Source organism: Pseudomonas frederiksbergensis (assembly GCF_001874645.1).
Lineage (GTDB): Bacteria > Pseudomonadota > Gammaproteobacteria > Pseudomonadales > Pseudomonadaceae > Aquipseudomonas > Aquipseudomonas frederiksbergensis_B.
This window is the reverse complement of sequence record NZ_CP017886.1, coordinates 2,766,007-2,779,381: the sequence shown is the minus strand read 5'-3', so window position 1 is coordinate 2,779,381 and position 13,375 is coordinate 2,766,007. Positions and strand designations below refer to the sequence as shown.

Annotated in this window: 10 protein-coding genes; all 10 read left to right on the top strand. The window is 60.7% G+C overall.

Annotated features, from left to right (window positions below; genetic code table 11):
- Positions 1–111 precede the first annotated feature (111 nt).
- The 10 genes from BLL42_RS13450 to BLL42_RS13405 all read left to right on the top strand — a co-directional run bounded on the left by BLL42_RS13450 (position 112) and on the right by BLL42_RS13405 (position 13,375).
- Positions 112–1,464, top strand: a complete 1,353-nt coding sequence (locus BLL42_RS13450) for a TolC family outer membrane protein (RefSeq protein WP_071552536.1) — start codon at positions 112–114, stop codon at positions 1,462–1,464.
- A 38-nt stretch (positions 1,465–1,502) separates the two neighbouring features.
- Positions 1,503–3,659, top strand: coding sequence for a type I secretion system permease/ATPase (locus tag BLL42_RS13445; protein ID WP_071552535.1), 2,157 nt, complete (start codon positions 1,503–1,505; stop codon positions 3,657–3,659).
- Positions 3,649–5,016, top strand: coding sequence for an HlyD family type I secretion periplasmic adaptor subunit (locus BLL42_RS13440; RefSeq protein ID WP_071552534.1), 1,368 nt, complete (start codon positions 3,649–3,651; stop codon positions 5,014–5,016). Before BLL42_RS13445 ends, BLL42_RS13440 begins: the two co-directional genes overlap by 11 nt.
- A 282-nt stretch (positions 5,017–5,298) precedes the next feature.
- The gene (locus BLL42_RS13435) at positions 5,299–6,186 is read left to right on the top strand and encodes a TauD/TfdA dioxygenase family protein (RefSeq protein ID WP_408004031.1); all 888 of its coding nucleotides are present in this window, start codon (positions 5,299–5,301) and stop codon (positions 6,184–6,186) included.
- Positions 6,187–6,212: 26 nt separating this feature from the next.
- On the top strand, positions 6,213–7,238 hold the full coding sequence (locus BLL42_RS13430; RefSeq protein ID WP_071552532.1) for an ABC transporter substrate-binding protein: 1,026 nt from the start codon (positions 6,213–6,215) through the stop codon (positions 7,236–7,238).
- A 5-nt stretch (positions 7,239–7,243) separates the two neighbouring features.
- Positions 7,244–8,104 (top strand): ABC transporter ATP-binding protein, encoded by an 861-nt coding sequence (locus BLL42_RS13425; protein ID WP_071552531.1) that lies wholly within the window; start codon positions 7,244–7,246, stop codon positions 8,102–8,104.
- A 19-nt stretch (positions 8,105–8,123) separates the two neighbouring features.
- Positions 8,124–8,990, top strand: a complete 867-nt coding sequence (locus BLL42_RS13420) for an ABC transporter permease (protein ID WP_071552530.1) — start codon at positions 8,124–8,126, stop codon at positions 8,988–8,990.
- A 186-nt stretch (positions 8,991–9,176) separates the two neighbouring features.
- Entirely contained in the window at positions 9,177–9,962 is a 786-nt protein-coding gene (locus BLL42_RS13415; protein WP_071552529.1) for an efflux RND transporter periplasmic adaptor subunit, read from the top strand.
- Entirely contained in the window at positions 9,959–11,278 is a 1,320-nt protein-coding gene (locus tag BLL42_RS13410; protein WP_071552528.1) for an efflux RND transporter periplasmic adaptor subunit, read from the top strand. The genes BLL42_RS13415 and BLL42_RS13410 overlap by 4 nt, the downstream gene beginning before the upstream one ends.
- On the top strand, positions 11,279–13,375 hold the full coding sequence (locus tag BLL42_RS13405) for a site-2 protease family protein (RefSeq protein ID WP_071552527.1): 2,097 nt from the start codon (positions 11,279–11,281) through the stop codon (positions 13,373–13,375).

The following is a 13,375-nucleotide window of genomic DNA, read 5'->3' as shown; positions in this document are numbered from 1 at the left end:
GTGACCCAGTTCTGATTTTTAACTTTCCGACATACGGTCATTCCGGTTGCCATTTTCCGTCGCAGCACTACGAGCTGTGATTTGAGACAAGAAGTCCTGGGAAATTCTTATATGCGTTCACACCTGTTCAAGGCTCTACCTTTAGTCCTTGCCACCAGTTTTGTACAAGCCCAAACCCTGCCTCAAGCCATGCAACAAGCACTGGATGTCCACCCGGAAATCCAGGCCGGCGTGAACAGTCGCCTTTCCGCCGATTATCAGCTAAGGGCTGCCCAAGGCGGGTACTTGCCAAAGGTCGATCTGCTGGGTGGTTATGGTCGTGAAGGCACTGACAACCCGACTACTCGTGCTGGCACCGGCAACAATCATTGGGAAACCTTGAACCGCGGCGAGTCGAGTCTGCGTTTGCAGCAAATGGTTTTTGACGGTTTCGCGACCTCCAGCGAAGTCGGGCGTCAACAAGCCACCGTCAACTCCCGCGCCTACTCATTGCTGGGTACTTCCGAGCGCACTGCGCTGACCGTGGCCCAGGTTTACCTCGACGTGCTGACCCGTCGCGAGTACGTGCGCCTGGCCGAGGAGAACCTGAAGAGCCACGAACGGATTTTTGACCAGATCAAACTGCGCACCTCGCGTGGCGTGGGCAGCGGTGCTGACCTCGATCAGGCCGAAGCACGTATGGCCCAGGCCCGCAACAACCTGATCACCGAGCAGACCAACCTGGCGGACGCCGAGACGAACTTCCTCAGCGCCGTGGGTCAGATGCCAGATCAACTGGAGCGTCCGGCATCCTTCCTGGCGCTGTTGCCGGCGAATCTGAATGAAGCTCGCTCGCAGATGCTCGAAAACAGCCCGGTCCTGCGTTCCGCCGAGTCCGATATTGCCGCGGCCGAGAAACAGTACGATACCGCCAAGTCGACGTTCTACCCACGTTTCGATGCCGAACTGGGCCGCACCGCCGACGATAATCTGGATGGTATGGTCGGTCATAACAATGAATGGCAGGCCATGCTGCGCATGCGCTTCAACCTGTATTCCGGCGGCAGCAACAAAGCTGACCTGGAATCCAAGTCTTACCTGTCGAACCAGGCGCTGGACATCCGCAACAATGCCTTGCGCGTGTTGAACGAAGAGTTGGGCCTGGCATGGAATGCCCTGAACAACGCCAACGCCCAAGTGCCGATCGCTCAGCAATATGTCGATCGCAGCACTGCCGTGCGCACCGCGTATCAGCAGCAGTTCAGCTTGGGCCAACGCACCTTGCTCGACTTGCTCGACAGTGAGAACGAACTGTTTACGGCTTCCCGTCGTCTGGCGGAAATCAAGAACATTCAGTTATTTACTCAGTATCGAATCAAGGCGACCATGGGCGAATTGCTCAAGAGCCAGGGCGTGGTAGCACCATTGGCCTCCGTCGTGTCGAACGATGTGAAGCCCAAGGTCCAACTCCCCGGTATGAATTGAGCAGATCCTTTTTTAGTCGTTAGCCAAGAGTGTCGAGCGTGGAATCAGAAGCCAGTCGAGTTAATCTCCGTCATGATCCACGCGCGTTGCACGACGATCCGTTACTGGACGGTCTGTTAGCCCTCTGCACTCTGCACCAGAAACCTGCGAGCGCGGCAATGCTGACCACCGGTCTGCCATTGCCCAAGCAGCGTCTGAGCGTGGAATTACTTCCTCGTGCGGCAGCCCGCGCCGGACTGCAAGGGCGGGTGCTGCAACGCAAGCTGGCGCAAATTCCAGCGATTGCCATGCCGGCGCTGTTGCTGCTCAAGGACGGTCGCAGTGCCGTGCTGCTGGGCTGGCTCGGCGATGACCAGGCGCGTCTGCTGCTCAGTGAAAGCGATGGCGGTGAAGTTCACGTCAGCCGCGAACTGCTAGACGACGATTACACCGGGCAAGCGTTTTTCGCCCAGCCCCAACATAAATTCGATGTGAACCACGGCACGCTGATCCCGCGTGCGCGCTCCTGGTTCCGCGATACCCTCAAGCGTTCGCGCTGGCTGTATGTCGACGCCATCGCCGCCAGTTTCCTGATCAACATCATTGCCATGGCTGCGCCGCTGTTCGTGATGAACGTCTACGACCGCGTGGTGCCGAACCAGGCCGAAGCGACCTTGTGGGTGCTGGCCATTGGCATCACCGGGGCTTACCTGTTCGACCTGATCCTTAAAAGCCTGCGCAGTCTGTGCCTGGACCTGGCCGGCAAAAAAACCGACCTGATCATCTCCGCGACGCTGTTCGAGCGGATTGTCGGTATGGCGATGAAGTACCGCCCGGCACGGGTCGGCAGCTTTGCCCAGAACATCCATGAGTTTCAGAGCCTGCGCGACTTCCTCGCTTCGCTGACCCTGACCAGCCTGATCGACCTGCCGTTCACCTTGCTGATTTTCCTGGTGATCGCCCTGCTGGGCGGGCATCTGGTGTGGATTCCGGTGCTGGCGTTCCCGATTGCCCTGCTGATCGGCTACGCGTTGCAGAAGCCACTGGTGGCGACCATGGAGCGAACCATGGCGCTGGGCGCCGAGCGCCAGTCGAGCCTGATCGAAACCCTCGCCGGTCTCGACGCGGTGAAGGTCAACAACGCTGAAAGCGAGCGTCAGTACCAGTGGGAGCAGACCATTGGCACCCTCAGCCGCCTTGAGCTGCGGGTGAAAATGCTTTCCGGTCTGGCAATGAACATCACCCTGCTGATCCAGCAACTGGCCGGGGTGATCATGATCGTCTTCGGCGTTTACCAGATCATTGCCGGCAACCTCAGCATGGGCGGTCTGATCGCCTGCTACATGCTCAGTGGTCGAGCCCTCAGCCCGCTGGCGTCATTGTCCGGTTTGCTGACCCGTTATCAGCAGGCGCGGGTCACGATGACCTCGGTCGACCAGATGATGGAGTTGCCGCAAGAGCGCAACTTCGAAGAGCGCCCGCTGAGCCGCAAAGTGCTGCAGGGTGGCATCGAGTGCCGTCAGTTGAATTTCACCTACCCGGGTCAGCAGAATCCGGCGCTGAAGAACATCAACCTGATCATCAAGCCGGGTGAAAAGATCGGCATCATCGGTCGCAGCGGCTCGGGCAAGAGCTCGCTGGCCAAACTGCTGGTCGGCCTGTATCAGTCGGACGCTGGCGCGTTGCTGGTGGATGGCGTGGACATCCGTCAGATCGACGTCAGCGAACTGCGCCACAACATCGGTTATGTACCGCAGGACATCCAGCTACTCGCCGGCACGCTGCGCGACAACCTGGTGTCCGGCGCCCGCTACATGGAAGACGAGCTGGTACTGCAAGCTGCTGAACTGGCCGGCGTGCACGAATTCGCCCGTCTGCACCCGCAGGGTTATGAGCTGCAAGTCGGCGAGCGCGGGCAAAACCTTTCCGGCGGTCAGCGTCAGAACGTGGCCCTGGCCCGTGCCTTGCTGCTCAATCCGCCGATTCTGCTGCTCGACGAACCGACCAGCGCCATGGATAACACCGGTGAAGAGCGCTTGAAACAACGCCTGCAAGCCGTCGTAGAGAGCAAGACTGTGGTGCTGGTGACGCACCGGGCTTCGTTGCTGTCGCTGGTTGACCGATTGCTGGTGATCGATCGCGGGCAAATTCTGGCCGATGGTCCAAAAGCCACGGTGATGGAAGCGTTGAAGAAGGGGCAGATCAGTGTTGCTTAAGTCCGGTATGCGCGACTCGATCCGTCGTTATTTCAAAGGCTCTGATTCGCTGAGTGGCCAACCCTTGCCCGAGGTGAACAAGGCGCTGATCGAAGACGCCCCGCGTGTGGTCCGATTGACCATCTGGGCCATCATCGGCTTCTTTCTGTTCCTGCTGCTGTGGGCCAATTTTGCGGTGATCGATGAGGTCACCAAAGGCGATGGCAAGGCCATTCCGTCCTCCAAGCTTCAGAAAATCCAGAACCTGGAGGGCGGTATCGTCGCTGAGCTCTTCGTTCGCGAAGGACAAATCGTCGAAGCCGGCGCGCCGTTGATTCGTCTGGATGACACGCGCTTTCAGTCCAACGTCGGCGAAACCGAAGCCGACCGTTTGTCCATGTTGCTGCGCGTGGAACGCTTGAGCGCGGAAGTCGACGACCGCCCGCTGAGCTTTCCTGACGACGCGATGAAAGCGGTGCCCGGTCAGGCCGCCAGCGAAAAATCACTCTATGAGAGCCGTCGTCAGCAACTGCATGATGAAATCGGTGGCTTGCAAGAACAGCTGATCCAGCGCCAGCAAGAGCTGCGCGAATTCACTTCCAAACAGGCGCAGTACCGCAGCGGTCTGGCGTTGCAACATCAGGAAATCAACATGTCGGAGCCACTCGTGGCTCAAGGTGCGGTATCGCCGGTGGAAGTGTTGCGACTCAAGCGCGCTGAAGTCGAAACCCGTGGTCAACTGGACGCCACCACCCTGGCGATCCCGCGTGCCGAGTCGGCGATCAAGGAAGTGCAGCGCAAGATCGACGAGACCCGTGGAAAATTCCGCAGTGAGGCGCTGACTCAGCTCAACGAGGCCCGCACCGACCTGAACAAGGCGAAGGCGACCGGCAAGGCTCTGGAGGACCGCGTCAGCCGGACCTTGGTGACCTCGCCGGTACGCGGCATCGTCAAGCAGTTGCTGGTCAACACCATCGGTGGCGTGATCCAGCCCGGCAGTGACATGGTCGAAATCGTCCCGCTGGACGACACCTTGTTGGTGGAAGCGAAGATCCGCCCGCAGGACATCGCGTTCCTGCATCCGGGTCAGGAGGCCATCGTCAAATTCACGGCCTATGACTACACCATCTATGGTGGCCTGAAAGCCAAGCTGGAACAGATCGGTGCCGACACCATCACCGACGAAGACAAGAAAACCACCTACTACGTGATCAAGCTGCGCACCGAGCGCAGCCACTTGGGTACCGACGAAAAACCCTTGTTGATCATTCCGGGCATGGTCGCCTCGGTGGACATCATCACCGGCAAGAAAACCATCCTCAGCTACCTGCTCAAACCGATCATCAAGGCGCGGGCAGAGGCGTTGCACGAGCGCTAACTCGCTTCAAAAAGATCGCAGCCTGCGGCTGCTCCTACAGTTTGTCGTGAATACAGTAGGAGCTGCCGCAGGCTGCGATCGTTTTAATCTTTAGGGATTGCCATATAGTTATTCATTAACGGTATTTAAATACTTTTTCTTATACCTATAAAGTCAACCTCCTGCGTACCCACCGACCAATCGGCGTGCCGCACGAAATGAACCCACACGGGACCTCCGTGAGTTTCTGATCGACGCACACGCCATTGAGCGTGCTCTGCGTGGGAGTGATGTATGCCTGTACTGTCCGCTTCGCCAAGCGCCGCGACCCTCGCGCCGCAACCCTTCGAGATTCGCCCGTTCAGCGGCGCCGTCGGTGCCGAAATCATTGGCCTGAACCTGGCGTTGCCGGTTAATGACCAAGACTTCGCACGCATCCACCGCGCGCACCTGGATCACCATGTCGTGGTGTTCCGCGACCAGCGCATCAGCCCTGAACAACAGATCGCCTTCAGTCGCCGTTTTGGTGTGTTGCAGATCCATGTGCTCAAGCAGTTTCTGCTGACTAATCACCCGGAAATTCTCATCGTTTCCAACATCATCGAAAACGGCCAAGCCATCGGTCTCGGTGACGCTGGCAAGTTCTGGCATTCCGACTTGTCCTATAAAGAACTGCCGAGCCTGGGCTCGATGCTCCACGCCCAGGAGCTGCCGTCCGAAGGCGGCGACACACTGTTCGCCGACCAGCACAAAGCCTGGGACAACCTGCCCGACGCGTTGCGCAAAGCGGTCGAAGGACGCTCTGCCGCGCACTCCTATACCGCGCGTTACAGCGAGAGCAAGTTCGAAGGCAACTGGCGCCCGACCCTGACCCCGGAGCAACTCGCCCAGGTCAACGAAGTGGTGCATCCGGTTGTTCGCACTCACCCGGAAAACGGTCGCAAGGCACTGTTTGTCAGCGAGGGGTTCACCACCCGTATCGTCGGTTTGCCGGAAGACGAAAGCCGGCAACTGCTGGCCGAGCTCTACGCCCACAGCGTGCTGCCGGAAAACATCTATCGCCATCAATGGCAGCCCCACGACCTGGTGTTCTGGGACAACCGCTCACTGATTCACCTGGCCGCCGGTTGCCCGAGCCATCTGCGCCGCAAGCTCCACCGCACCACCATCCAGGGCGACGCGCCTTTCTGATCGGCTGCATTTCGGAGATACCTGCCATGCCCAAACGTATTTCATTCGCGCCGCTGGCCGCCGCCATCGGCCTGGGTTTCAGCCTGCTCGCCGGGAGTCTGGTGGCACCGACTGTGGCTCACGCCGAAGGCGAAATCCGCATCGCCGAGCAGTTCGGCATCGTTTACCTGCTGCTTAACGTGGTCCGTGACCAGAACCTGATCGAGAAGCACGGCAAGGAAGAGGGTATCGACATCAAGGTCGACTGGACCCAGCTCTCCGGCGGCGCTGCCGTCAACGATGCGTTGCTCTCCGGTTCCATCGACATTGCTGGCGCCGGTGTCGGTCCGTTGCTGACCATATGGGACCGCACTCACGGCAAGCAGAACGTCAAGGCCGTGGCCTCGTTGGGTAACTTCCCGTATTACCTGCTGAGCAATAATCCGAAGGTCAAAACCATCGCCGATTTCACCGAGCAAGACCGCATCGCAGTACCGGCGGTTGGGGTTTCCGTGCAGTCGCGGTTCCTCCAGTACGCGGCCGCCAAGCAGTGGGGCGACAAGGAATTCAATCGCCTCGACAAGTACACCATTGCCGTCCCGCACCCGGACGCCACAGCCGCATTGATCGCTGGCGGCACCGAGCTGACCGGGCACTTCTCCAACCCGCCGTTCCAGGATCAGGCGCTGGAAAACCCTAACGTTCATGTCGTGCTCAACACTTACGACCTGCTGGGCCCGAACTCGCCGACCGTACTGTTCGCCACCGAAAAATTCCGCAACGAGAACCCGAAAACCTACAAGGCCTTCATCGAAGCCCTGACCGAAGCCGCCGAGTTCGCCCAGAATGACAAGGGCGCGGCGGCGGACACTTACCTGCGCGTGACCAAAGCAAAAATCGACCGCGCCGCGCTGCTGAAAATCATCGACAACCCGCAGTTCGAATTCAGCGTCACGCCGAAAAACACGTATCCGCTGGCCGAATTCCTCTACCGCGTCGGCGCGATCAAGAACAAGCCAGACTCGTGGAAGGACTATTTCTTCCAGGACGCCAAACCGCTGCAAGGGAGCTGACCGCCATGAATGTACCCTTGCAAGGCCACACGGCCAGCAACCCGATCGCAAGCACACAGGCGTTGCTTACGGTCGATAACGTCAGCCTTGAGTACCGCACGCCGCAACGCGTGGTGCGGGCGACCCATCAGGTCAGTTTCGAAGTCGACCCGGCGGATCGTTTTGTCCTGCTTGGCCCGTCCGGTTGCGGCAAGTCGACCTTGCTCAAGGCCGTTGCGGGGTTCATTGCGCCCTGTGAAGGGCAGATCCGCCTGCAAGGGCAGGCCGTCAGTGCACCGGGGCCTGACCGGATTGTGGTGTTTCAGGAATTCGATCAGCTACCACCCTGGAAAACCGTCAAACAGAACGTGATGTTTCCGTTGCTGGCCTCGAAAACCCTCAAGCGTCGCGAGGCTGAAGAACGGGCGCTGCACTACCTCGAAAAGGTCGGTCTGGCGGCGTTTGCCGACGCCTACCCACATACCTTGTCCGGCGGCATGAAGGCGCGGGTGGCGATAGCCCGGGCTTTGGCCATGCAGCCGAAAATTTTGTTGATGGATGAGCCGTTCGCTGCGCTCGACGCGCTGACCCGACGCAAGATGCAGGAGGAGTTATTGCTGCTGTGGGAGGAGGTACGTTTCACCCTGTTGTTCGTCACCCACTCCATCGAAGAGGCGCTGGTGGTGGGCAACCGGATTTTGCTGCTGTCGCCCCATCCCGGTCGGGTGCGAGCGGAAATCCACAGCCATCAATATGATTTGCACAGCCTTGGCGGCGTGGCGTTTCAACAGTCTGCACGACGCATTCATCGGCTGTTATTCGATGAGGGCCAGCCTGCCGAGAATGAATTCGAACTGGATTTCAACGATATCCGCATTGCTTATTGAGCGGCTGGAGGAGTGCCCGATGAGCCATTCATCACCTGTGCGTCAAGAATATGAAGTTGAGTTGCAACCCCTGTTGAGCGTTGCGCTGGAGCGCGAATTGCCTCTTGGTCAGCGCCTCTGGCAGCAGGGCTGGTTGCGTAAAAGCCTGATCCTGATGCTGCTGGCGGTGCTCTGGGAAGCCGTCGCGCGTTATCAAAACAATGACCTGTTGCTGCCGAGCTTCGTGCAAACCGCTCATGCGCTGTACGACGGGCTGCTTAGCGGAGAGTTGCTGGGCAAGGTCGGGATTTCGCTGGTGGTGCTGCTCAAGGGGTATCTGATCGGCATCGTCCTGGCGTTTGCCTTGACCACACTGGCGGTGTCGACCCAGTTCGGCCGCGACCTGCTGAGCACCCTGACCTCGATGTTCAACCCATTGCCGGCGATTGCCTTGTTGCCGTTGGCACTGCTGTGGTTCGGGTTAGGACAGAACAGTCTGATTTTCGTGCTGGTGCATTCGGTGCTTTGGGCCTTGGCCCTGAACACCTACGCCGGGTTTCTCGGCGTCTCGGAAACCTTGCGCATGGCGGGTCGCAATTACGGCTTGAAGGGCATCCGCTTTGTGCTGTTCATCCTGATTCCCGCAGCCTTGCCGTCGATCCTCGCAGGGCTGAAAATTGGCTGGGCCTTCGCTTGGCGCACACTGATCGCCGCCGAACTGGTGTTCGGCGCCACCAGCGGCAAGGGCGGCTTGGGCTGGTACATCTTCCAGAACCGCAACGAGCTGTACACCGACAAGGTTTTTGCCGGGTTGGCGGTGGTGATCCTCATCGGTTTGCTGGTGGAGAACCTGGTGTTCGACACCCTGGAGCGAGTCACGGTGAAGCGCTGGGGGATGCAGCATTAGGCTTCCGATTCTGCAAAAACACCACATACCCGCGAAACCACTCACGCTGAAATCGAGGCCGCGATCATACCGCGCACAGCTCGAAACGTAGCAATGCCGAGCCTCTATTTCGGGCAGCGGTGGCTAATTGCTTGACGCTTGCCGAAGCTGTCGTAGACTCCGCCCATCTGTCAGGGAGACACCGATATGCAGCGTTTTCGTGGTTTGGCTTTAGGTTTGATCGGACTGGCAGGCGTGGCGCAGGCGCAAACGCCCGTGTCAGACGATCCACTGTTGGAAAACAACGTCGCAGGCAGTCATGCGACTACCAGCAGCAGCGAAGCCCGCGGTGTGTTGCGTGCCCGCGATCAAGCGGTGCTTGCCAGCGAACTGCCCGGAAGAATTGTCGAGTTGCCGTTCAGTGAAGGTGAGTCTTTCAAGAAGGGCGACATCCTGGCGCGTTTCGACTGCTCGGCCTTTCAGGCGCAGCTCAACGCCTCGCAGGCCGCTAGCCGTGGTGCCGGCGAAGAGTTGGCTCACAACAAGCAACTCGCTTCGTTGAACTCGGTCGGGCGTTTCGAAGTGGCGCGAGCCGAAGCCAAACTCAGCGAAACCCAGGCGCAATCTCAGGTGTATCAGGTTCAGGTCAAACGCTGCAGCGTGGTTGCGCCGTTTGACGGCCAGGTCGTCGAACGCAAGGTTCAGCGTTATGAAAGCGTCGCCGCCGGTGCGCCGCTGCTGGAAATCGTCGACAACCGCAGCCTGGAAATCCACTTGCTGGTGCCGTCGCACTGGATGGGCAAACTTAAGCCCGGGCAGACCTTCAGCTTCGTTCCCGATGAAACCGGCCAACCACTCGATGCCACGGTCAAGCGCCTCGGTGCACGGATCGATGAAGGCAGCCAGACCCTGCTGCTGGTCGCAACGGTGCCCAACGCCAGCGGCTTGTTGGCCGGGATGAGCGGCACGGCGCGCTTCGCGGAGCTCAAGTGAACGCGCCCGTCGCTGGCGGCGCCGAGCAGGTCTTCGCGCGCTTTCTGGAGCTGGAGCGCCAGACCCGCGCCGCGCGCAATACCGAACAACTGGCCTACAGCCTGACCAACGACGGTCAGGCGTTGTTCGGCTTTCGTCACGCGGCGCTGTTGATCGCCGGCAAGGTGCGGGCGATTACGGGCGTCAGTGCCGTGGAGCCGAATGCGCCGTTTGTAGCGTTCGTCGAGCAAGCGGTGGCGCAGTTGTTCAAGCTCGACCTGGTGAAACAGGCGCGGGTTGTACCGGCGACTGCGTTAAGCGGCCCGACTCAGGCTGACTGGCAAAGTCTTTCCGCCGCGCAGGTTTTTTGGTTACCGCTGATTGATCGGCAGGGCCAGGTATTCGGCGGTTTATGGCTGGCTCGCGATGTACCGTGGAACCCCTCCGAGCAAGTGCTGTTGTCGCAACTGGGCGACACGTTCAGCCATGCTTGGTTGGCGCTGCAACCGCGTCAACCGTGGCGCCTGCGCTGGACTCGCAAACGCCAGGTCGCCTTGGTGGCGGTGTTGCTGCTGGGTTTGTTGATCCCGGTGCGTCAGTCGGTGCTGGCGCCGGCCGAAGTCGTGCCACTTGGCGGTCAGGTGGTGGCGGCGCCGTTGGACGGGGTGATCGCCGAGTTCCTGGTCAAACCCAACCAGAGCGTGAAGACCGGCGACCTGTTGCTGCGTTTCGAAGGCACCACGCTCAAAGCCCAGGCGGATGTCGCCGACCGTGCCTTGGGCGTGGCGGAAGCCGAGCTCAAGGCCAACGCCCAGCGAGCCTTTGCCGACGCCGAGTCGAGTTCGAAAATTGATTTGTTGGCCGCACGGGTCGAGCAGAAACGTGCCGAACGCGATTACGCCCGCGAACTGCTCAAACGCAGCGAAGTCCGCGCCGAACGGGACGGCATTGCGGTGTTCGCCGACGCTGAACGCTGGACGGGGAAACCGGTGCAGACCGGCGAACGGCTGATGGAAATCGCTGACCCGAGCCAAGCGGAATTGCGCATCGAGCTGGCGGTCGGCGATGCCATTGCACTGGAACCGGGGGCGCAGGTGGCGCTGTTTCTCGACAGTGACCCGTTGCAACGTCATTTGGCCAAACTCGAACGTTCGGCTTACGAAGCGCAACCGACGGCCGGCGGACAGCTGGCTTATCGGCTCGACGCCAGTTTCGACGCCGCGCCGCCGCGTATCGGTTTGCGCGGTACGGCGAAAGTCTTCGGTGATCGCGCGCCGCTGGCGCTGTACCTGTTGCGCAAGCCACTGGCCGGTTTGCGCCAAAGCGTGGGGCTCTAAATGACATTGCCCAGCCTGCGTGCCGATTTACAGTTGCAGATGGCCGCTCCGGCGCTGGACGGGTCGCCGCGCTGGACCCTGGCCGACCCGCTGCGCGGGCGCTACTTCAAGCTCGGTGCCGCGGCGATGCGCTTGCTGCGGCATTGGTCTTTGGGCGATCCCGAGCAGGTGCTGCGCGCCGCCAATCGCGAACCGGGTTTGCCGCTGGACGCCACGGAGCTTGAGCAGTTGCTGAGCTTCTTGCGGGCCCACGACCTGATCTCCTCCCTCGACCCGCAACAGCGCGCCAGTTATGGCCTCAAGGCAGCCGCACAACGTCAGAGTGTGTGGCAGATCTTGCTGCATCAATACCTGTTCTTCCGGATTCCACTGTGGCGCCCGGACGCTTTCCTCAATCGTGCCTGGCCGTGGCTCGCGCGTTTTGGCCCTGGAGCGCTGCGTTATGGTTTGCCGCTGACTCTGGGCCTGGGGGTGTTTCTGGTCTCGCGAGACTGGCAGCGTTTTATCGCGACATTCCCGCACTTGTTCAGCCTCGGCGGCGCGTTGGCGTTTGGGGTGGCGTTGTTCTTCGCCAAGCTGTGTCACGAATTCGGCCATGCCTTCATGGCCAAGCGTGCCGGCTGCCGGGTGCAAAGCATGGGTGTGGCGTTCATGGTGCTGCTGCCGATGTTTTACACCGATGTCAGCGACGCCTGGCGGGTCAATGATCGTCGCGCGCGCCTGCTGATCGGCGCGGGTGGAGTGCTCGCCGAGTTGCTGCTGGCGTGTATCGCCTTGCTCGCCTGGTCACTGTTGCCGGACGGGCCGGCGCGTACGGCGGCGTTCATGCTCGCCAGCGCTACCTGGCTCACGACGCTGGCGGTCAACCTGAACCCATTCATGCGTTTTGATGGTTACTTTTTGCTCAGCGACTTCTGGGAGGTGGACAACCTTCAGGGTCGGGCATTTGCCTTGTGTCGTTGGCGATTGCGTGAGGCGCTGTTCGGTTACGGCACACCGGCACCGGAGCCTTGGTCGCCGGCGATGCGACGGCGGTTGCTGTGGTGGGGATACGGCTCGTGGCTGTGGCGCGCGGTACTGTTTTTCGGGATTGCGCTGGCGGTGTATCACCTGTTCTTCAAGCTGTTGGGGATCTTCCTGATGCTGGTTGAACTGGTGTGGTTCATCTTCTTGCCGATTGCCCGCGAAGGGCGAGAGTGGTGGAGCCGCCGCGAACAGGCCCATGCACCGCGGGCGTTGCTCAGTGGCTTGGGATTGCTGGCGCTGATCGTCGTGCTGGTGCTGCCGTGGCGCAGCGCGGTGGAATTGCCGAGCATGCTGGAGGCTGGCCGGGTCAGTGCCTTGCATGCGCCGGTGGCGGCACGGGTCAAACAGCTGAATGTCAGCGACGGACAGATCGTTGCTCAGGGCGATGTGTTGATTGAGCTGGAGTCGCCGGACCTGGACTCGCGTCAGGCTATCGTGCGCCGCGAAATCGAGATCCAGCAATTGCAGATGCGACGTCAGGCCGGGCGCAGCGAAACCGCCGCCGATGCGGGCATTGTCGAACAGCGGTTGGCGGAGGCGGTGGCCGAGTATCGCGGTTTGGCGGCGCAGCGCGAGCGCTTGTTGCTGCGGGCACCCCAGGCCGGTCAGGTGCGCGATCTGTTGCCGCAACTGGCCGTTGGCCGCTGGTTGTCGCCCAAAGACACCTTGGCCCGGGTCGTCGAAGAGGGCGCACGACTGCGCGGTTATCTGGCCGAAGCCGAACTGTGGCGGGTTGTACCCGGTGCAACGGGGCGGTTTATCGCCGAGGACCCGATGCACCCGGCAGTGGCGGTCGAGCTGACGGAAGTCGACGCCAACGGTGCGGCAGTGGTCGAACAGGAGGCGCTGACCTCCGACCACCACGGACCGATCGCCGTGCGCCGCGATCAGAGCCAGCGCGCGGAGCCGGTGCAGGCGCAATACGCGGTGCGGCTCAAAGTCCTCGACAGCATTGCCACCCCGGTGCAGCCATTGCGGGGGCTGGTGGTGTTGCAGGGTCGCAGTGAGTCGTTGCTGGGTACCGCCTGGCGCCGATTGGCGGCGTTGGGTGTGAGGGAGAGTGGTTTTTAG